Origin of the sequence: Herbidospora daliensis (genome assembly GCF_001570585.1) — a bacterium.
In the GTDB taxonomy this organism is placed as follows: Bacteria; Actinomycetota; Actinomycetes; order Streptosporangiales; family Streptosporangiaceae; genus Herbidospora; species Herbidospora daliensis.
The window spans coordinates 510,538-530,253 of sequence record NZ_BBXF01000003.1 but is presented as its reverse complement, the minus strand read 5'-3'; the positions used below and the strand labels follow the sequence as shown (position 1 = coordinate 530,253).

Sequence of the window (19,716 nt, the reverse complement as noted above, 5' to 3'; positions counted from 1 at the left end):
ACGGCGACCGCCACCACGCCCATCAGCACGGCGGTCAGGATCGTGGCCAGCACGACCAGGGTCGTCTCGGTCCGGCTGACCTCCCACTGGAAACACCCCCGGGCCATCGCGGCGCAGGTGGCGTTCAGCCGGTCGATGCGGGCGGCGAAGGCCCGGTCCTGCTCGCGCAGGGCGCGGGCCATCTCGGCCAGCACCCGGTCGTCATCCACTGGGGATCCCGCGCCGGGTGACGTGGGGGTACTTGAGGTCGAAGGCCGGCCGCTCCGACCTGATGGGCGGCAGGCGGTGGAAGTTGTGCCGCGGCGGCGGGCACGAGGTGGCCCATTCGAGGCCGTTGCCGAAGCCCCAGGGGTCGTCGACCTCCACCTTCGGCGCGTACTTCGCGGTGTACCAGACGTTGAACAGGAACGGCAGCGTCGAGATGCCCAGGATGAGCGCGCCGACCGACGAGACCACGTTGAGCGTGGTGAAGCCGTCGACGGCGCTGTAGTCGGCGTACCGGCGGGGCATGCCCGAGATGCCGAGCCAGTGCTGCACCAGGAACGTGGTGTGGAAGCCGATGAACAGCGGCCAGAAGTGCCAGCGGCCGAGCCGGAAGTCGAGCATGCGGCCGGTCCACTTGGGCCACCAGAAGTAGAAGCCGCCGAACATCGCGAACACCACCGTGCCGAACAGCACGTAGTGGAAGTGCGCCACCACGAAGTAGGAGTCGTGCGCCTGGAAGTCCAGCGGCGGGCTGGCCAGGATGACGCCGGTGATGCCGCCGAACAGGAACGTCACCAGGAAGCCGATCGCGAACAACATCGGCGGCTCGAACGACAGGTGGCCGCGCCACATCGTGCCGACCCAGTTGAAGAACTTCACCCCGGTCGGCACCGCGATCAGGAACGACATGAACGAGAAGAACGGCAGCAGCACCCGGCCGGTGGCGAACATGTGGTGCGCCCAGACCGTCACCGACAGGCCGGTGATGGAGATGGTGGCGCCGACCAGGCCGACGTACCCGAAGAGCGGTTTGCGGCTGAACACCGGGATGATCTCGGTGGCGATGCCGAAGAACGGCAACGCGACGATGTAGACCTCGGGGTGGCCGAAGAACCAGAACAGGTGCTGCCACAACATCGCGCCGCCGACCTCGGCGTCGAAGACGTGCGCGCCCAGCCGGCGGTCGGCCTCCAGCACCAGCAGCGCCGCCGCCAGCACCGGGAAGGCGATGAGCACGAGCACGCTGGTCAGCAGGACGTTCCAGGTGAAGATCGGCATCCGGAACATCGTCAGGCCGGGCGCCCGCATGGTGATGATCGTGGTGATGAAGTTGACCGCGCCCAGGATCGTGCCCAAGCCCGACAGCACCAGGCCCATGATCCACAGGTCGCCGCCCATCTGCGGGCTGAACGGCGCGGTCGACAGCGGCGTGTAGCCGGTCCAGCCGAACGCCGGCGCGCCCTCCTCGTTGAAGAGGCTGGCGGTGACCCCGAGGCCGCCGAACAGGAACAACCAGAAGCTGACCGCGTTCAGCCGCGGGAAGGCGACGTCGGGCGCGCCGAGCTGCAACGGCATGACGACGTTGGCGAACCCGGCGAACAGCGGGGTGGCGAACAGCAGCAGCATGAGCGTGCCGTGCAGCGTGAACAGCTCGTTGTACTGCGCGTTGGAGACGAGCTGGAGGCCCGGCTGGGCCAGCTCGGCCCGGATGATCAGCGCCATGACCCCGGCGATCAGGAAGAACCCGAAGGCGGAGATCAGGTACATGTAGCCGATCACCTTGTGGTCGGTGGTGGTCAGCCACGACACGATGACCGTGCCCTTGCCGCGCTTGACGGGCGCGAGCGGTGACGTGATCGGCTCTTGGACGGCCATGGGCGGCGCACCTGCTCTGTCATGCGGGAGAACCGCTGTGGACGATCCGGCCGACGGGAAAATACCCGGAGGCCCGTCCTGAATAACTTGTCCGCCTTTTTACCGCGCCCCTGACTCGTTGCGACCATGGCCTCGCGGCGCCCGGGTAAGCCGATATGAATCGCCGATTCGAGAAATCGAGGAGCGTGGATGCTCGCTTTCTATGATCACGAGGAGTCGGAATTCTACGGGCTCTGCGTGGAGGAGCTCCTCACGCGCCGACCTGCGATGACACACGTCCACGAATTCGGCGCCGGTTCGGGACAGGCCATGGTGAACGTCATTCGGCGCGTCGATTTCCAGGGCCGGATGCGCGGTTTCGAACTCGACGAGACCTCCGCCGCGTCCGCGCGCGAACTCATTCTCCAAAGCGGTCTCACCGGTCGTTACGACGTCCGGCACGGCGATTTCTTCACCGGTTTGCGCCCCGGCGAGAAACGGCGGTGCGTGGTCGCCAATCCGCCGTATCTTCCGCATTCGGAGGAGCTGCCCGCGTTTCCGCATCTGTCGGGCGGGCACACCGGCGCGGGCATCAGCAAGCGCATCCTGTCGGCCGGGTTCGACACCGTGCTGATGATGATCTCGTCGTACGCCGACCCGTGCTCGGTGCTGGCGCACGCCCGCGCGTGCGGCTACACGCTGACGAGCTGGATGGTGCTGCCGCTGCGGATGGGCGCGTTCTCCCGGCGGCCGCACGTCCGGCGGCGCATCGACGCCATGGCGCGGGCGGGCACCGCGTTCGTGGCCGGGGAGCGCTATCTGCTGGCCGGCGGGGTCTGGGACCGGACCGGCCGCGGCGACCAGTCGGCGGTGTTGTCGCGGGTGATGTCGCGGTTCGGGGTCAGCTGACCGGCGGGAACCTGACGACGAGCGCCAGCCCGCCCCCGGGGTTGGGGCGCGCCTCCATCCGGGCCCCGTGGGCGCGGGCGATGGCGTCGGCGATCGACAGGCCCAGGCCGGCGCCCTGCGTCCGGGTCGTGCCGATGCGCCGGAACGGGGCGAACAGGTCGCCGAACCGTTCGGGCGGCACGTGCGGGCCGGTGTTGACCACCCGCAGCACTCCCCCGGTCAGGGTGATCCCGGCGGTGCCGCCGGGCACGTTGTGGCGGACGGCGTTACCCGCCAGGTTGGTGACCAGGCGGTGCAGCAGGGTCCGGTCACCGAGCACCGGGCACGGCCCGGCCGTCACGGTCACCGTCACGTCGCCGTGGTCGAGTTCGGCCACCGCGAGCCTGACCACCTCCGCCAGATCCACCTCCTCCGGCGCTTCGAGCCCGTGCTCGGCCTGGGCGAGCACCAGCAGGGCGTCGATGAGCCGCTCGCTGCGCCGGTTGGCGGCCAGCAGCTTGCCCTTGACCGGGCCGACGTCGTCGGGCAGGCCGATCTCGATCGCGGCGCGCTGCACGGCCAGCGGCGTGCGCAGCTCGTGGGAGGCGGTGGCGATGAAGCGGCGCTGGCCCTCGACCGACCGTTCCAGCCGGGCCAGCATCTCGTCGAAGGTGTCGGCCAGCTCGCGCAGCTCGTCGCGCGGCCCGGCCAGCGCGATGCGCTCGTGCAGGTTCGACAACGACAGGCGGCGGGCCGTCGCGGTGATGCGGTGGACCGGCCGCAGCATGCGCCCGGCGAAGAACCAGCCGACGGCGAGCGACACCAGGGCCATCACGAGGATGGCGATGCCGGTCACCTCCCACTGGTAGGTGACGACCTCCTCGACCAGGCGCGGTCTCGGCTCCGGCGGCACGGCGAACGGCCGCTCCAGGACGGGGGCCACCGGCGCCTCCGGCCCCTCCGGGCCGCCCTCGACGCGGAGCCGCTGGTGCAGCGACAGGTTGACGCTCGTCAGCAGCACGGCGGCCGTCACCAGGGCGAGCGCGGTGTAGGTGAGCGCGAGCCGCGTCCGGATCGTCCTCACAGCGCGTACCCCGCGCCGGGCACGGTCCGGATGCACGGCGGGTCGCCGAGCTTGCCGCGCAGCCGGCTGACGACGACCCGGACGACCGTGGTGAACGGGTCGGCGTGCTCGTCCCAGGCCAGCTCCAGCAGGCGTTCGGTGCTGACGACCGCGCCCTCGGCCCGCAGCAGCGCCTCCAGGACGGCGAACTCCTTCAGCGACAGGTGCAGGTGCCGCCCGTCTCTGGCGGCCTGCACGCGCCGGGTGTCGAGCACGATCCCGTGGCGGGTCAGCACGGGCGGCACCGGTTCGCGGCTGCGCCGCCCCAGCGCCCGCACCCGGGCCACCAGTTCGGCGTAGTCGAAGGGCTTGGGCAGGTAGTCGTCGGCGCCCAGCCCCAGGCCCGCCACCCGTTCGGGCACCGAGGCCGCCGCCGTCAGCATCAGGATGCGGGTGCGGCTGCCGCGTCCGGCCAGGTCGCGGCAGAGGTCGTCGCCGTGGACGTCGGGCAGGTCGCGGTCGAGGACGACCACGTCGTAGTCGTGCACGGCCAGGCGTTCGGCCGCCGCCGCGCCGTCGTAGACGACGTCGACGGCCATGGCCTGGCGTCGCAGGCCCTCGCCGACGAGGTCGGCCAGGTCGCGTTCGTCCTCCACCACCAGAACTCGCATGACCCGTTCCTACCGGGCCGGAGGTTACAGCGGCGTCAACGGTTCCCGTCACAGCCGCGCAACGCGCCGCCCGCCAGCATTCGGCGACATGACCAAGCTTCTGGCCGCGGCGGCCCTCGCCGCCCTCCTGACCGTGCCCCTCGCGCCCGCCGCCCCGGCGGCGGCCGCCGCGCCGCCGGCGTGCGCCCGCCTGTCGGGACCGCCGCCCGCCTCCCCTCCCCCGACCTCGGTCGACACGCTCGGGCAGGCGTTCTTCTGCGTGCTCGACCACTACTTCGGCGGGCCCGGCCTGCGTACCCAGGATCTGCTGAAGGACGCCTTCGCCGCGTACACGCGGAACCTGCAGAAACGCGGCGCGGACGTCGCGGGGCTGCGGCTGCCCGCGCTGACCGGCGACCGCGACGCCGACTGGGCCGCCGCGGCCGGGGCGCTCGGCGCGGGCGACCCGGTGGCGCTGCGCGCGGCGATCGACGGCATGGTCGCGGGGCTGCGCGACAACCACGCCCGGCACGACGTGCCCGAGCCCGACGACGAGGACAACCCCGTCGGGACCGGCATCGTCGGCGCGTCGGGGATCAGCGGGCCGGGCCTCGACCCGGCGGCCCGGCCGCCGTTCTTCCTCACCGAGATCGTCGAGGACAGCCCGGCCGACAAGGCCGGCGTCCGGGCCGGCGACATCGTCCAGGCGATCGACGGGGTGCCCGTCTGGGTCGGCGGCACCCTCAACCCGCTCGTCCTCGAACAGGTGCAGCAGCCGAGGTTCGCGCTCACCCTGAAGCGGCCCACGACCGGCCGGGTGCGCACGGTGAAGCTGGCCGTCGGCCCGCTGACCCGGCCCGAGCGCACCGTGCGGGTCGACGACGTGTCCGGGGTCCGGCACGTGCGGCTGCCCGGCTTCTACCAGGGCGCGGCCGACGAGGTGATCGCGGCGCTGCGCGGCGGGCCGAAGAAGGTCGTGCTCGACCTGCGCGGCAACGGCGGCGGCTCGCCCCGGGAGGTGGTCCGGCTGCTCGGCGCGTTCGCGCACGGGAAGGTCACCAGCTACTTCTGCGGGTACGACGGCTCCTGCACCGCCAACCGGACCGACGACACCGTGCCGCTGCTGGGCGCGCGGCTCGTCGTGCTGACCGACCGGCGGTGCGCGTCGGCGTGTGAGGACTTCAGCGCAGCCGTCCAGGGCAACGGGATCGCCCCGATCGTGGGCACCCGCACGGCAGGCGCGGTCTCGGGCCCGGCCTCCCCGTGGCTGCTCGGCGACGGGAGCATCGTGGCGCTGCCGTCGGTCCGCCACCTCGGGCCCGGGAAGGAGATCATCGACACGGTCGGCGTCCCGGCCGACCACCAGGCCCCGACGACCGCGCTGGACCTGGCGACCGGGCGCGACCCGGCCCTGCGCAAGGCGGTGGCGCTGCTGAACGGCTGAGGCGGGTCACACGGGGAGCGGGCCGCCGTGGCCGGGCATGCCCCGGTCGGGCGGGATCGCCTCCTCGGCGGCGTCGTCGGCGGTGACGCCCTGGGCGCGGGTCAGGTCGGCCAGCCTCCGGTAGTAGGCCGCGACCGCGGCCAGGGCCTCGCCGACCGCGCCCAGCAGGGTCGCGCCCGCCCGCTCGACGACGTCGGCCTCGTGGGTCTCGAACGCCCGCAGGCCCTCCAGGATCGCGGCCTTCAGCTCGCGCAGCAGCCGGACGTCGTGATGGGCGTAGGCGCGGCAGAGCGTCGCGACGCGCGCGAAGTCGAGGTCGCGCACGGCCGACACCGTGGACGTGACCAGCGTGGTCTCGGGGCGGGCCGCCAGCGCCGACCGGTCGGCGTCGTAGGAGCGCAGGTCGAGGTGGGGGTCGCAGAACCCGGCGGTGTGCTGCCACAGGGTGCGCAGGTCGTCGCCGAGCAGCCCGTCGAGATAGCTGACCAGGAACCGGCGGTGGGCCTCGACGACGAACTGGGCCTTGAACGGCGTCAGCTCGTCGGGGTTCTCGCCCGCCGTCGCCGCCATGGTGGTGAAGGCGTAGTCGGCGGTCAGCGCGTTCTCCATGCCGACCAGCAGGTAGACGAACCGGACCCAGGTCCGGAACAGCTCCTCCAGCGGCAGCGCGCGCAGCCCCTCCTCGGTGAGCACCACGCCCCACCTGGACCCGAACTCCAGCCGCCGCAGGTGGCCGATCTGGTACATGGCGAGCTGCGCGTCGATCTCGGCGTGCGCGTGGTGCAGGATCTTCCGGTACGCCGCCGTCGCGTCGAGCCCGACGTGGTTGCGGACGATGTGCGGCCCGCCGATGTGCAGGTGCAGGAACTCGCCGACGTCGAAGACGGCCCCGCCGATCGCCATCCAGTAGCCCGCCTCGGCGGTGGTGTGCCGGGCCAGCTCCGACACGTCGAAGCGGGGGCCCTGCTGCGCGTGGCCCAGGTAGGTGGTGAAGACGTCCTGGCTCAGCCGCCCGTCGGCGGTCAGCCGCCGCAGGAACTCGCGGCCGTCGCCGGGCACGATCTCCGCGAGCGCGTCGAGCACCGCGACGGCGAACCGGGCGCTGCCGCACACGTAGACGTGCGCGCCCCGCTCCAGCAGCGCCCACAACTCGTCGGCCTCGGCCCGGATCACGTCGTCGACCCGGCGGCGGCGACCGGCCCCCACGACGTGCCGCGCGCCGTCGAAGGAGACGCCGGCGTCGGCGCGGGAGAACGCGACCGACAACCGCAGGCGGCCCTCGGCCGCCGCGGTCTCCAGATCGGGGTGGTGGACGAACTCCTCCGGCGACCGGATGCCCAGGTAGAGCCGGTTCTCCCCCGGCCCGGTCCGCGCGGCGGCGAACCCGAGGAACGGCGCGATCCCCGAACCGGCGGCGAACATCACGACCGGCCGGTCGGGGTCGGCGGGCAGCCGGAACCTGGGCGTCGGCACGATCCGCAGCGACAACTGGCGGCGGCCCTCCTGGGCGGCCCGGCGCAGGAAGTGGGAGGCGGTGCCGCGCCGTTCGCGGGGATAGGACCACGGGGTGCGGGCCGAGGTGTAGCCGAGACCGGCCACCACCAGCCGCAGCGTGGTGGCCGCCTCGCCGGGCGGCGGGGCCGAGGCGATCGAGTAGAGGCGGAACGGCTCGGGCGGCACCACCCGGCAGAAGGCGTCCTTCTCCCGCAGGTCGGCCTTCCACAGGCGGGTGACGTCGTAGCCGCCCGCGTACAGCAGGTTCAGGACGTCCCAGAGCTCCCACTGGTCTTCCATGCGGGCGTCCACGACCCGCTGCCAGGCCCCGGCCGCCGTCAGCCTGATCAGCCGCTTCGCCACCTCGCGGCCGATGGGCCGCAGGCGGGCGAAACGCAGCAGGGTGCGCAGCGGCAGCACGTCGGCCTCGCCGAACCCGGCCCGGCCGGCCACCGCCGTCCGCCACTCGGGGGTGAGCGGCACCAGTTCGTCGCCGGTCGCCTGGAGGGCGGCGACGGTGCGGCGGACCAGGTCGTCGTCGTTCTCGGCCAGCACGCCGACCCGGTCGCCCGGCAGGTGGTGCACGCCCTGGCCGGTGACGTCGAGCTCCAGGTAGCACGTCCAGGAACCCGACTCGCCGGTGACCACCCGGCCCCGGCGGGCGGTGCCGAACACCACCGGCGCGCCCACCGGAGGACGGCGCTCCTCCCGGACGACGGCCAGCTCGCCGTCGACCTTGTCCCAGGTCCGGTCCTTGAACAGGCCGGTGAAGCGGGCGCCGGTCGTCACCTGGCGGCCGACCTTGAAGGCGACCTCCAGGAAGCCGTACGCCTTGATGCGGTGCAGCCCCATCCAGCCCCGGTCGCCCACGTAGGCGTCGAGCATGGCGTTGTAGACGCCGCGCAGGGTGCTGTCGCGGGTGTCCTCGACGTACTGGCGGACCGACACCTCGCGGAGCGCGGCCACCAGCTCCTGCCAGTGCCGGGGGAAGAAGCCGGCCAGGTAGGTGCTCTGCCGGCCGACCATCGAGCCGTATTCGCGGCGCTCCAGGAAGGCGTCGATCGCGTGGACCTGCGGCTGGGCGGTGCCGCTCGGGCTCGGCGCGCCGTCGAAGATCGGGACGCCGGCCGTGCCGACCGTCTTGGCCCAGAGCACCTGGTCGAGCGGGCTGCGGCCGCGCGGGTTGGGGTCGATCTGCGGGTAGACGACCTGGGTGACGTACCGGAGCCGGTCGAGGATCGTCAGGAGGGAACGCTCCAGTGCGGCCGGGTCGTCGGCGACGACGGCCTCCTGCGCCTCGACCATCGCGCCGAGCACCGGCGTGAGCCCCATCGCGAACTCGGTGGTGACCAGGTAGAAGACCCGCTCGGCCGCGTTGTCCCAGGTCGGCACCAGCAGGTCCATGTTGTCGAGGACCCTCGGCCCGGCCGGGTCGCGCAGCCGCCAGTTGTAGAAGAACAGGTCGATGTACGACACGGCGGGCGTCTTCTTGCCGAGGCGGCGCGAGACCTGCGTCCATGGGCGGAGGAGCGAGTCGGGCAGCGCCTTCGGCGGGTCGACGGCCATGTACTGGTAGGCGTGCGCGAACACCCCGAGCATCGTCGAGGCGCGCAGCAGGTAGCGGTCGGGCAGCGCCTCGGGCCGGGCGTCGAGCACCGGCATCGCGTCGAAGGCGCGCCGCAGCGACAGGCGGCGGAACAGCTCGGGCAGCCGGGCGGTCATCTCGTCCCAGGCCAGGTGGGACGCCGGGAAGGCGAGCAGCGGCGGCTCGGCGGGCAGGAAGCCGTGCGCGAACGACAGGAAGCCGTCGAGCTCGTGCCCGGACCGCCGGTTGTGCGCCTCGGCCCCCTCGACCACCCGGCGGGCGGCGACGCGGGGCGGCCCGACCGGCCGCAGCATGGTCAGCTGGTTGGCGTCGAGGGTGGTGGTCCGGTCGGGGTCCATGAACGCCCACGTGACCTCGTAGCGGCCGATGCGGACGCGGTCGCCCGTGCGCAGCACGTGCCGGGTGATCCTGGCGTCGTTGACGAACGTCCCGTTGGAGCTGCCCAGGTCGGTGAGGGCCAGCTGGCCGTCGTCCCATTCGAGCCGCGCGTGCCGCCGGGAGACGGCGCCGTCGTCGAGGACCACGGCCGCCGCGCCGGCGTCGCGGCCGAGGGTGACCGGCAGGGTGCACACCCGCTGGCTGGTCGCCTTGGTGTGCCGGTCGGTGAGAGTCAGCCGCAGTTCAGGAATGGTAGATCACCGCACGGCACAGGTCGGCGCGGGAGAGCGTGCCCACGAGGTTCCCTCCGTCGACGACGGGAAGCCGGCGGATGCCGCGCTCGATCATCACGATCGCGGCCCTGGCCAGTTCGTCGGCCGGGCTCACGGTGGCCGTGTCGCGCACGACGAGCGGGTCGATGACCCGGTCGGCGAGGGCGCGGCCCTTCTCCAGGAAGAGGCGGAACGCGTCGGCGAGGGTGCCGCCGCCGGCGGTCACGTCGTCGAAGCCGGGCAGCATGGCCCGCACCAGATCCTCTTCGGACAACGACCCGGCGAACCTGCCGTCATGGTCGATGACCATGAGCTGACCGACCTCCGAGACGCTCACCACCTCGGCCGCCCGTCTGATGGTCGAACCGAGCCGGATGTGCGCCGGGAACGCCGTCATGACGTCTCCGACCAGCATGCCGGGCCACCTCCCCGATCATTTTCCCGGAGTGTAAATCGGGGATTTTCGGGTGTACAGGTGGCGATTTGTCTTGACTTTTCAGGTCAGGCGAAGGGTGCGCAGGGTGTGACCGGTGGCCCGTTTGAAGAGGTACTCGGCACGCTCGTAGGAGAGCCTGCGACGGCCGGTGTGCGGGCAGAGATCGGCCTTGGCGGTGGTCCGCGCGGGCGCGGGCCGGCGACCGGAGAGGAACAGCGGCCCGCGCGTGCGCCCGCCGATGAGCTCGGGGAGCAGCGCGGCCGTGCGAGAACGCCAGGTGATCCCGGTACGGGAGCGGCGGTCGGCCAGGTCGAGGTCCTCGACGTTGAGGGCGAGCACCCGGGTGACGGGGGCGGCCGACTCGTGCAGCAACCACCACAGGGCCCGCTCACGAGGGGCCACGTCGACGTCACGCCAGGTCGGCGCGGGGGGTCGGGGGGTCGGTGGGGGCTCGGGGCGGCGGGTGAGGTCGGCGGTCAGGTCGGGGCGGCCGGTCCAGGCGCCGAAGGAGCGGAGTGCCGACAGGTGGCGGTTCCACGTGCGGGGTGCGGTGGCGCCCCAGGCCGTCGTCGCCACGCGGGCCACTTCGGCGGGGGTCGGTTCGGCGACCGGTGTCTGGTCGCCCAGGGCCGTGCGGAGTCGTCGCAGTGTCTGGCCGTAGGAGTGGGCGGTCGGCTTCGGGCGGGCGGCGAGGAAGGCGGCCACCGCCGGGCCTAGCAGCGGGCCCTCGGGCTCTTCGAGTTGGAGGGCGGCGGCGCGGCGTTGCAGGAAGGCGCGTTCCGCCGCGTTGTCGGCCAGGGCGGCCGCGTGCTGGAACTCGCGGCGGGCCGGGCCGGGGCGGCCCAGGCGCAGCAGGAGGTCGGCGCGGACGGCCGGGAGCAGGTGGTAGTTCCGCAGCGCCGGGTCGGCGGTCAGGTCCTCGGTCAGGTCGAGACCCGCCTGCGGGCCGTGGGCCCAGCCGACGGCGACCGCCCGGTTGAGGCGCACGACGGGGGTGGGGGTCAGCCGGAGGAGGAGGTCGTACAAGGAGGCGATCTGGGGCCAGTCGGTCTCCTCCGCCGTCGGGGCCTGGGCGTGGCAGACCGCGATGGCGGCCTGGAGCAGGTAGGGGCCCGGCGGGCCGCCGAGTTCCCTGGCCTTCAGCATCGCGGTGAAGCCCCGGCGGATGCGGAGCCGGTCCCAGCGGCCCCGGTTCTGCTCGTGCAGCGGGATCGGCTCCCCCGACGGGGCGGTGCGGGCGTCCGCCCTCGACGCCTGGATCTCCATCAGGGCCAGCAGGCCCAGCACCTCCGGCTGGGGAGCCGCCTCGGCCAGCATGCCGCCGAGGCGCAGCGCCTCCAGGGTCAGGCCGGGGCGCATCAGGTCGTCGCCGGAGGCGGCGGCGTACCCCTCGTTGAAGATCAGGTAGACGACCTCCAGCACCGACGCGAGCCGGCCCGCCGCCTCGGCGGGGCCGGGCAGGTCGAAGCCCACCCGGTGTTCCGCCAGGGTGCGCTTCGCGTCGGCGATCCGCCGGGCGATCACCTGTTCGCCGGTGAGGAAGGCGCGGGCGATCTCGGCGGTGCTCAGGCCGCCGAGCAGCTTCAGGGTGAGCGCGACCCGCGCCGGGGGCGGCAGCACCGGGTGGCACGACAGGAACATCAGCCGCAGCGTGTCGTCGCGGTCGTGCTCCGGGGTGTCGTCGTGGCGCAGGTCGTGGGCCAGCTGTCCGTGGGTGCGGTCGTGCCGCCGCTCGGCCCGGATGTGGTCGATCGCCCGGCGCCTGGCCACGGACATCAGCCAGGCGCCCGGGTTGGCGGGCATCCCGCCGGCGGGCCACTGTTCCATCGCGGCGACCAGGGCGTCCTGGGAGAACTCCTCGGCCAGCCCGACGTCGCCGACCAGCCGGGTCAGCGCCGCGACGATCTTCGCGGACTCCAGTTTCCAGACGGCGTCGATCACTGGACCCTGCGGATCTCACTGACCCCGTCGCCGACGATGCGCCGGAAGCGGCGGGCCAGCTCCAGCACCTCCTCCTCCGACCGCACCTCGACCAGGGCGAAGCCGACGGCGACCTCCTTGGCCTCGGTGAACGGCCCGTCGGTGACGGTGAACTCCTCCCCCGACGAGGTGACCCGCAGCCCGCCGGGCTCCAGGCCGCCGGTCGCCAGCAGGATGCCCTTGGCGCTCATCTCCTCGATGAAGGCGCCCATCTCGGCGAACAGCCGCTCGTCGGGGGCGGGGGTGTTCTCGTCGGCCAGGCTCAGCATCAGGTAACGCATCTCGGTCTCCGTTTCGTCGTCCGGTGTTCGGTACCGGTACGTCGATCCGCGGATGTGACAGGGAATGAGGGGCGTTCCCTGTCATATCGCATCGGCGACGTCCCGGGTGAACCCACCCCCTCGACACGAAGAGGCCCGCGATGACCACGTCCACCACCCGCGCCCTGCTCCTCTGCGCCGCCGTCGCCGGACCGCTCTGGACGGCGGTGTCCCTGGCCCAGGCGGCCACGCGGGAGGGCTTCGACCTGACCCGCCACCCGCTCAGCCTGCTGAGCACGGGCTCGCTCGGCTGGCTCCAGATCACCGACTTCGTGATCTGCGGAATCCTGCTGCTCCTCGGAGCCACCGGCCTGCGTCGCGTGGAGATCGGCGCCTGGACGCCCCGGCTGGTCACCGCAGCCGGGGCCGGCATGGTCGCCGCCGGGGTCTTCACCATGGATCCCGCCGACGGCTTTCCGGCCGGGACCCCGGCGGGGCCCGGGGAGCTCGGACTCGCCGCCGTCGGTCACATGGCCGCCGGATCGCTCACCTTCTTCTCGCTGATCGCGGCCTGTCACGTGCTGGGCCGCCGGTTCTCCCGTGCCGGGGCGCGGGGCCGGGCCGTCGCCTCGCGGGTCGCGGGGACGGCGCTCCTCGTGGGGGACCTCTGGGCGATGGGCGGCGGGCCCGCGGGGTCGCTGACCCTCGCCGTCGGGGCGATCACCGCGCTGCTCTGGGTCTCGTGGGTCTGCTGGACCCTTGCGGTCGAGGCGCGGGTCAGTAGCGCCACAGGTGGGCGGCGATGATCTCGTCGTCCGGTCTGCCCTCGGCCCACGCCTGGTCGGCGGCGCGGACCACCGTGAAGGCGCCGAAGAGCTCTTCGCCCAGGACCGCGCGGACGCGGTCACTGGAGAGCAGGGCCGTGCGCTGGTCCTCGAACGTCGCGGGCAGGCGGTGGATGCCCGCCGCCGCGCGGCGCTCGTCGGTCCACGGGCCGGGGTCCTCCTGCAAGGGGGGCGGGGGCACCAGGCCGTCGGCGATGCCGGCCAGGCCCGACGCGATGACGACGGCCAGCGACAGGTAGGGGTTGGCGGAGGCGTCGGAGGGCTTGAGCTCCACGTTCGCGTGGGCGGCGCCCAGCAGCGGGGTGGCGGGCACGAACCGCAACGCGGCCTCGCGGTTCTCGACGCCCCAGAAGGCGTAGGCGCTGGAGAAGAAGCCGGGGCGCAGGCGGAGCAGGGAGGCGACGCTGGGGGCGGTGATCGCGGTGATCGACGGCAGGTCGCGCAGCAGTCCGGCCAGGTAGGCGGCCCCGTCAGGGGTCATGCCGTGGACGCCGTCGCCGCCCGACAGCAGGTTGACGCCGTCGCGGGCGACCGAAGTGTGCAGGTGCCAGCCGTTGCCGACCCGTGCGCCGTCGGTCAGCGGGGCGAAGCAGGCCCGCAGGCCGTGCGCGCGGGCGGCGGCGTGGATCGTCTGGCGGGTGAGCAGCTGCCGGTCAGCGGCGGTGAGCGGGTCGGCGGGGGCGATGTTGAGCTCGAACTGGGCGGGGCCGTATTCGGCGTGCAGCTGGCCGATCTCGACGCCGTTGGCGCGCAGGTCGCCCATCAGCCGGGCGGCGAACTCGTCGACCTCCAGCAGCAGGCGCGGGCTGTACGAAGGGCCGACGACCGGGAGGGGGCCGTCCAGGCGGCTGAGACGGAACTCCATCTCGTAGCCGGCCCGGAACTCCAGCCCGGCCCGCGCGGCGGCCTCGACCTGCCGTTCCAGCACGCTCCGCTGGTCGTACGGCCACGGCGAGCCGTCGGCGTTCATCTGCCGGCCGGGGGCCCACGCGAACGCCGGCTGCCCGGCCAGCCGGACGATCCGGTCGGCGACCGGGACGAGGCGCACGTCGCCCGACGGGGTGGTCAGCCCCGGCGGGCCGTAGGTGATGCCGTCGTGCGTGTCGAAGATCGCGAACAGCGGGCTGACGCCGACGCCGCGCTCGGCCGCCTGCGGCAGCTGCTCGATCGGGATCGTCCGGGAGCGCGGGATGCCGTTGTTGTCGGCCCAGACGACGATGAGGCCCACGACCCCGTCCTCCGCCAGCCGTTCCGCCGTTTTCTGCACCCTGGGTTCCTCTCCGGCGGCGCCGTGCCGGAGTCCCCGCGTACGGCGAAGAAAGGGTGAAGAGACGGCCCCTCAGGCGGCGAGCGCCTCCGCCACAGACCGGCGGGCCGCCAGGCGCGCGGGCACCACCGACAGCAGCCCCGTGGCGAGCAGGAGCACGGGCGGGACCGACCACAACAACGGGGTGGGCGGCTGGTCGGCGGGGCCGAAGAACCAGTGCAGCGACAGGCCCAGCGGGATGCCGAGGAACGCGCCGGGCAGGGTCGGCAGCAGCTGCGCGGCGGCCAGACCGGCGGTGACCTGCCCGGGGGTGGCCCCGAGGGTGCGGGCGACGGCCATCGTGGCGCGCGACTCGGTCGCGGTGGTCCAGGTCATCGTCAGGGTGTTCACCACCGCCAGGACGGCCATCGCCGCCGTCACCCCGGCGAGCAGCCGGCGCGACTGGTCGTCGGCCAGGTCGGCCAGGGTGACGCCGCCCAGGTCCCAGCCATCCCTCGGCTGGGCGTGCACCATCAGCAGGACCGTGAGCCCGATGGCCGTGGTCGCCGTGCCGCCCGCGTGCAGCAGCGCGCGGCCGGGGCGGCGGGCGACGAGCCGGAGCCCGAGCAGGAGCGGGACCGGCAGCCACCCGGCCATCCTGCTCAGCAGGACCAGGTGGTCGGGGCGGCGGTCGACGTTCGCCCGCACCGCCCGCAGGGCCGGCGCGGCGGCGGTGAGGATCGCCACGCCGACGGCGACGACGGTCGTCATGACGACGGCCCCGCCGTGCGGTCCGGCGTCGGCGGTGAGCAGGCTGCCGCTGGGGTTGATGATCGTCGGCGCCGCCAGCCGGGCCAGGGCCAGCCCCGCCGCGTCGGCGAGCAGCGCCAGCGTGAGGTATTCGGCCAGCAGGACGACGGCGATGAGGCCCGGGGTGGCGCCGACGACCTTGAGCAGCCCGGCCCGGCGGGCCTGCGCGGCGGCGCGTCCGGCGGCCAGGGTGCTCAGCCCGGCGACGGCCATGAAGCTGAGCAGCCAGCCCCCGATGATCAGGATCGGCTGGCCGTCGCGGAGGTAGACGTCGTCCTGGTGCGCCATGGACTGCCAGGTGAAGGAGTTCACCCGGGCGGCGGAGTCGCCGACGCGCCCGCCCGCCGAGTTGGGCGTGTCGTGGTAGAAGGCCATGTAGCGCGTGGTGTCGGCGGGGTCGGCCATCCGCAGGTAGACGAGGGAGGTCACCGGGAGGCCGGAGGCGGCCAGCGGCCGGGTGTCGGGTTCGGTCATCCAGACCAGCCCGGCGCCGTCGCTCGGGCCGTTGCCCGGCCCGCCCATCATGGCCCACGGGTAGACCGTGCGCGCGGCGGTCACGGCGATCCCGACGACGGGGAAGGTGCGCCCCGCGACGGCGACGCGGTCGCCGACGTCGACGCCGACCGCGCCCGCGAAGCCCCGTTCGACCACGACGCCGCCGGGACGCACCCACCGGCCCGAGGTCACCAAAGGCCGGTCGATCGGCCCCGGCTTCGCGTCGGCCCCGAGCACGATCGCGCGCGCCTCCCCGCCGCCCGTGGTGAGCGTCGCGAAGAACTGGCGGTACGGCCTGCTCCGCGCGACCACCCCCGGGGCGTTCTCCAAAGAGGTCAGCACGGCGTCGGTGGCCCCGCCCATGCCGGGGGCCAGCGCGACCACGTCGGGCCCGGCCGTCGCGGCGCGGGTCTGGAGGTAGAGCCGCTCGGTGGCCCCGGGCAGCGACATGCCGAGGCTCAGCACGGCGGTCGCGACGAACGTCGAGAGCACGAGCAGCACGGCCGGGCCGGGATGCCGGCGCAGGTCGCCCAGCACGAGCCGGGACACGAGCAGGAGACGGCCCACGGCGGTCAGTCCCCCATCGCGAAGAGGCCGTCGAGCCAGCCGGAGCCTCCGCCCAGCCAGGTGTCTTCCACGAAGACGCCGTCGCGCATCGAGACGAGCCGGTCGGCGGTGGCCGCGACTCTGGCGTCGTGGGTGACCATGACGACGGTCTGGCCCATGGCGCGCAGGTCGGCGAACAGCCGCAGCACCTCGTTGGTGGCCGCGGTGTCGAGGTTGCCGGTGGGTTCGTCGGCCAGCACCACCAGCGGCTCGTTGGCCAGGGCGCGGGCGACGGCCACCCGCTGCCGCTCCCCGCCCGACAACTTCCAGGGCAGCTGACGGGCCCGGTCGGCCAGGCCGACCTGGTCGAGCAGCTGCCCGGCCCGCCGTTTGGCGGCGCGCGGGGAGCCGCCGGCCAGCAGCACCGGCAGCTCGACGTTCTCGGCGGCCGTCAGCTCCTCCACCAGGTGGAAGGACTGGAAGACGAACCCGACCGACCGGCGGCGCAGCCGGGCCAGCGCCCGTTCGCCCGCGGTGTCGATGCGCTCGCCGGCCAGCCACACCTGTCCGCCGGTGGGCCGTTCGAGGCCGGCCATCAGGTTGAGCAGGGTGGACTTCCCGCAGCCGCTCGGCCCGGTCACCGCCAGCATCTGCCCGGCCGGCACGTCGAGGTCGACGCCGTCGACGGCGCGCACCAGGTTGTGCTTGCGGCCGTGCCGTTTGGTCAGGTCGCGGACCTGCAGCACGTTCACGCGTCCGCCCTTCTCGACCAGACCCGTTCGCAGGCCTCCAGCCAGCGGAGGTCGGCCTGGAGCCGCAGCGCGATGCCTTCGAGCAGCAGGCCGCCGGTGGAGCCCTCGGGCTCGGCCAGCACCGCCCGCTGCGCCTCGGCCAGCCGCCGCAGCAGCTCGCGGCGCTGGGCGTCGACGAGCTCGACCGGGTCGGCCAGCCGCGACGCGCTCGCCGCGGCCAGCTTGAGGTGGAACTCCACCAGGTCGGGCTTGGGCCGGTTCACCTCGGCCAGCCAGGCGGTCACCCGCTCGTGGCCGGCGTCGGTGAGGGCGTAGACCTTGCGGTCGGGGCGGTCGGGCGACCCGGCCGACCGTTCGTGGACGACCAGGCCCGCCTTCTCCAGCCGGGCCAGGGTCACGTAGACCTGGCCCGCGTTCATCGACCCGCCCAGCGGGCCGAGGGCGCGCCGCAGCCGCAGGCCGAGGTCGTAGCCGTGTGACGGCTCCTTGGCGAGCATCGCCAGTATCGCGTCCTGCATGCACCACCCCTAACGGCTAGGTAATGAATAGCGGTTAGGTAATGGCAGCGTCAACTCAGACGTCGGTGCCGGTCTCCCCGTGGGGCGCGCCGACGGGTTTCGACTCGGGCGACTCCCGCTGGCGCAGGTAGATCGACAGGGCCACCATCGAGAGCACGGCCAGGAACTCCGACTGCCAGTTCTGCAGCGTGCGGTCCCAGAAGTCGGGTGAGGCCACGTAGCCCGCCCAGGTCACCGGGTCCTGGAGCTGCGACAACTGCTCCCTGTTGTACGCCGCCGTGCCGGCGACCGACTGGGCGTACCAGGAGAGCACGAAGGCCGCGCCCATCACCAGGCCGAGCGAGTTGGCGAACAGCATGGTCCGCAGGCCGCCGGTCTTGGCCCATTCCGGGCTGCCCGGCCGCACCTGGTCGCCGGTGCCGTCGGTTTTGGACTCCGGGGAGCCGCGCTGGACCAGCCAGACGGTGACCACGATGAACAGCAGGAACTGGAGGTACTCCGACTGCCAGTTCTCGGCGACGTCGACCGCGAAGTCGGCCGAGGTGACGTAGGCGCCCCACGAGACGGGGTCGCCGCCGGAGCCGAGCTGGTCGTCGTTGTAGGCGCCGAGACCCGCGATCGACTGCCCGGCCAGCGCGAGCACGAAGATCACCAGGAAGAACAGGCTCAGCCCGTTGCGGCGGATCATCGGCGCAGGAACCCGACGAGCAGGAAGTACGCCAGGCCCACCACGATGATCGCGACGGTCACGGCGAACATGGCGCGCATCAGCCGGACACCTCGCAGTCGTAGGGCCGCTCGCCGTCGGGACGGCAGCCCGCCCCGCGCACCCGCCAGCCGCCGGCGCCCCGGTGCAGGAACACGGTGTCCTGCGGGAGGCGCACCTGGGCCTCCGACCCCCACACCGCGACCTCCTGGGCCGGGCCGCCGCGCAGGCCGGCGTCCAGGATGCTGGTCGCGCACGGCTCGGGCAGGCTGGCCGCGGCCGCGTCGGTGAGCAGCGCGCACGCCGCCGCCCCCTGCCCGGCGGCCACGGCGGCGAAGAAGCGCCCGGTGGCCTCCTCGACGGCGGGCACTCCCCCGGCGGCGCAGGCGCTGACCGGCAGCGCGATCATCACGTATTTCAGCACGTCAACGGAGATTCCCCCGGTCCGTTAATACGACACGATGACGGGCACGGTGCCGGAGTGGCCGAACTGCGTCCGAGCGACCCCGCCGAGCCCGGCATCACCCGCCGCCGTCGCGGGCGGTCCTTCTCCTACGCCTACGCCGACGGCCGTCCCGTGAAGGACCGGCGCACCCTGCGCCGGATCAGGGCGCTGGTGCTGCCCCCGGCCTGGCGGGACGTGTGGATCTGCCGCGACCCCGACGGCCACATCCAGGCCGTGGGCACCGACGCGGCCGGCCGCCGCCAGTACCGCTACCACGACGCCTGGCGGGAGGAGCAGGACCGGGCCAAGTTCGAGCGGGTCGGCAAGCTGGCCGAACGCCTGCCCGGCTTCCGGGAGCGGGTGCGGGCCGACCTCGGCGAGAAGGGCCTGACCCGGGAGCGGGTGCTGGCCGCCGCCGCCCGGATGCTCGACATCGGCCTGTTCCGGGTCGGCGGGGAGGCCTACGAGTCCTTCGGCCTGGCCACCCTGCGCCTGGAGCACGTGACGTGCTCGCGGGGCCGGGTCTCCTGCGCCTATCCGGCCAAGGGCGGGGTGCCCCGCGAGATCGAGATCACCGACCCCGACGTCTGCAAGGTCGTCACCGCCCTGCGCAAGGGGCGCGACGAGGGCGAGCTCCTCGGCTACCACCGCGACGGCGACTGGGTCGACGTCAAGAGCGACGACATCAACGACTACCTGCGCGACCGTTTCGGGACCGAGGTCAGCGCCAAGGACTTCCGCACCTGGCACGCCACCGTCTACGCCGCCGTCGGCCTGGCCGTCTCCAAGCGGGTGCGCAGCCGGACCGGCCGCCGCCGGGCTGTCACGCGGGTCATGAAGGAGGTGGCCGGGCACCTGGGCAACACCCCGGCCGTGGCCCGCGCCTCCTACGTCGACCCCCGCGTGATCACGGCGTACGAACGCGGCAGGACCATCGACCGCGCGCTGGCCGACCTGGGCGAGGGCGACGGCCCGGCCACCCACGGCGCGGCCGAGCGCGCGGTGATCGCGCTGCTCAGACGCACCCGGGAGTGAACGTTCGG

17 protein-coding genes are annotated in these 19,716 nt (G+C 73.5%); 4 read left to right on the top strand and 13 right to left on the bottom strand.

Annotated features, from left to right (window positions below; translation table 11 throughout):
* Nucleotides 1-201: 201 nt before the first annotated feature.
* On the bottom strand, nt 202-1,860 hold the full coding sequence (gene ctaD / locus AW274_RS17680) for an aa3-type cytochrome oxidase subunit I (RefSeq protein ID WP_062433209.1): 1,659 nt from the start codon (nt 1,858-1,860) through the stop codon (nt 202-204).
* A gap of 309 nt (nt 1,861-2,169) precedes the next feature.
* Here ctaD and AW274_RS17675 point away from each other — a divergent pair, with 309 nt between their 5' ends.
* Nucleotides 2,170-2,748, top strand: coding sequence for a methyltransferase (locus tag AW274_RS17675; RefSeq protein WP_157520364.1), 579 nt, complete (start codon nt 2,170-2,172; stop codon nt 2,746-2,748).
* Here AW274_RS17675 and AW274_RS17670 read toward each other — a convergent pair.
* Together AW274_RS17670 and AW274_RS17665 are read right to left on the bottom strand one after the other, a co-directional pair.
* On the bottom strand, nt 2,741-3,811 hold the full coding sequence (locus AW274_RS17670; RefSeq protein ID WP_083974409.1) for a sensor histidine kinase: 1,071 nt from the start codon (nt 3,809-3,811) through the stop codon (nt 2,741-2,743). The genes AW274_RS17675 and AW274_RS17670 overlap by 8 nt on opposite strands.
* Nucleotides 3,808-4,461 carry a response regulator transcription factor gene (locus AW274_RS17665; protein WP_062433200.1) on the bottom strand — a complete coding sequence of 218 codons (654 nt, stop codon included), beginning with the start codon at nt 4,459-4,461 and terminating at the stop codon, nt 3,808-3,810. The genes AW274_RS17670 and AW274_RS17665 overlap by 4 nt, the downstream gene beginning before the upstream one ends.
* Before the next feature lie 88 nt (nt 4,462-4,549).
* On the opposite strand from AW274_RS17665, the gene AW274_RS17660 reads away from it, so the two are divergent.
* Nucleotides 4,550-5,884: a S41 family peptidase gene (locus AW274_RS17660; RefSeq protein ID WP_062433197.1), complete on the top strand. Its 1,335-nt coding sequence runs from the start codon at nt 4,550-4,552 to the stop codon at nt 5,882-5,884.
* A 6-nt stretch (nt 5,885-5,890) separates the two neighbouring features.
* Here AW274_RS17660 and AW274_RS17655 read toward each other — a convergent pair whose 3' ends face one another.
* The 4 genes from AW274_RS17655 to AW274_RS17640 form a co-directional block, all read right to left on the bottom strand.
* Nucleotides 5,891-9,556, bottom strand: a complete 3,666-nt coding sequence (locus AW274_RS17655) for an FHA domain-containing protein (RefSeq protein WP_062433194.1) — start codon at nt 9,554-9,556, stop codon at nt 5,891-5,893.
* Between the two features lie 49 nt (nt 9,557-9,605).
* Nucleotides 9,606-10,049, bottom strand: coding sequence for a CBS domain-containing protein (locus tag AW274_RS17650; protein ID WP_062433192.1), 444 nt, complete (start codon nt 10,047-10,049; stop codon nt 9,606-9,608).
* Nucleotides 10,050-10,130: 81 nt separating this feature from the next.
* Entirely contained in the window at nt 10,131-12,011 is a 1,881-nt protein-coding gene (locus AW274_RS17645) for a DUF6596 domain-containing protein (protein WP_062433189.1), read from the bottom strand.
* Complete coding sequence (locus AW274_RS17640) at nt 12,008-12,331, bottom strand: YciI family protein (RefSeq protein ID WP_062433185.1); 324 nt, start codon at nt 12,329-12,331, stop codon at nt 12,008-12,010. Before AW274_RS17640 ends, AW274_RS17645 begins: the two co-directional genes overlap by 4 nt.
* Nucleotides 12,332-12,471: 140 nt before the next feature.
* Here AW274_RS17640 and AW274_RS17635 point away from each other — a divergent pair, with 140 nt between their 5' ends.
* The gene (locus AW274_RS17635) at nt 12,472-13,116 is read left to right on the top strand and encodes a DUF998 domain-containing protein (RefSeq protein WP_062433182.1); all 645 of its coding nucleotides are present in this window, start codon (nt 12,472-12,474) and stop codon (nt 13,114-13,116) included.
* Here AW274_RS17635 and AW274_RS17630 read toward each other — a convergent pair.
* The 6 genes from AW274_RS17630 to AW274_RS17605 form a co-directional block, all read right to left on the bottom strand.
* Nucleotides 13,088-14,422 carry a type I glutamate--ammonia ligase gene (locus tag AW274_RS17630; RefSeq protein WP_062433179.1) on the bottom strand — a complete coding sequence of 445 codons (1,335 nt, stop codon included), beginning with the start codon at nt 14,420-14,422 and terminating at the stop codon, nt 13,088-13,090. The genes AW274_RS17635 and AW274_RS17630 overlap by 29 nt on opposite strands.
* 72 nt (nt 14,423-14,494) lie before the next feature.
* Nucleotides 14,495-16,273 carry an FtsX-like permease family protein gene (locus AW274_RS17625; RefSeq protein WP_062433176.1) on the bottom strand — a complete coding sequence of 593 codons (1,779 nt, stop codon included), beginning with the start codon at nt 16,271-16,273 and terminating at the stop codon, nt 14,495-14,497.
* Between the two features lie 5 nt (nt 16,274-16,278).
* Nucleotides 16,279-17,004, bottom strand: coding sequence for an ABC transporter ATP-binding protein (locus tag AW274_RS17620; protein ID WP_083974407.1), 726 nt, complete (start codon nt 17,002-17,004; stop codon nt 16,279-16,281).
* Complete coding sequence (locus AW274_RS17615) at nt 17,001-17,522, bottom strand: PadR family transcriptional regulator (protein ID WP_062433172.1); 522 nt, start codon at nt 17,520-17,522, stop codon at nt 17,001-17,003. The genes AW274_RS17620 and AW274_RS17615 overlap by 4 nt, the downstream gene beginning before the upstream one ends.
* A 55-nt stretch (nt 17,523-17,577) precedes the next feature.
* Entirely contained in the window at nt 17,578-18,210 is a 633-nt protein-coding gene (locus tag AW274_RS17610) for a DUF6766 family protein (RefSeq protein ID WP_062433169.1), read from the bottom strand.
* A gap of 79 nt (nt 18,211-18,289) precedes the next feature.
* Nucleotides 18,290-18,652: a hypothetical protein gene (locus tag AW274_RS17605; RefSeq protein ID WP_062433166.1), complete on the bottom strand. Its 363-nt coding sequence runs from the start codon at nt 18,650-18,652 to the stop codon at nt 18,290-18,292.
* A 57-nt stretch (nt 18,653-18,709) separates the two neighbouring features.
* On the opposite strand from AW274_RS17605, the gene AW274_RS17600 reads away from it, so the two are divergent.
* Nucleotides 18,710-19,708 (top strand): DNA topoisomerase IB, encoded by a 999-nt coding sequence (locus AW274_RS17600; protein ID WP_232320162.1) that lies wholly within the window; start codon nt 18,710-18,712, stop codon nt 19,706-19,708.
* Nucleotides 19,709-19,716 lie beyond the last annotated feature (8 nt).

Coding starts and splice junctions, on each gene's coding strand:
- ctaD (WP_062433209.1), bottom strand. CDS start 1,860: ATGGCCGTCCAAGAGCCGATCACGTCACCGCTCGCGCCCGTCAAGCGC.
- AW274_RS17675 (WP_157520364.1), top strand. CDS start 2,170: ATGGTGAACGTCATTCGGCGCGTCGATTTCCAGGGCCGGATGCGCGGT.
- AW274_RS17665 (WP_062433200.1), bottom strand. CDS start 4,461: ATGCGAGTTCTGGTGGTGGAGGACGAACGCGACCTGGCCGACCTCGTC.
- AW274_RS17660 (WP_062433197.1), top strand. CDS start 4,550: ATGACCAAGCTTCTGGCCGCGGCGGCCCTCGCCGCCCTCCTGACCGTG.
- AW274_RS17650 (WP_062433192.1), bottom strand. CDS start 10,049: ATGCTGGTCGGAGACGTCATGACGGCGTTCCCGGCGCACATCCGGCTC.
- AW274_RS17640 (WP_062433185.1), bottom strand. CDS start 12,331: ATGCGTTACCTGATGCTGAGCCTGGCCGACGAGAACACCCCCGCCCCC.
- AW274_RS17635 (WP_062433182.1), top strand. CDS start 12,472: ATGACCACGTCCACCACCCGCGCCCTGCTCCTCTGCGCCGCCGTCGCC.
- AW274_RS17615 (WP_062433172.1), bottom strand. CDS start 17,522: ATGCAGGACGCGATACTGGCGATGCTCGCCAAGGAGCCGTCACACGGC.
- AW274_RS17610 (WP_062433169.1), bottom strand. CDS start 18,210: ATGATCCGCCGCAACGGGCTGAGCCTGTTCTTCCTGGTGATCTTCGTG.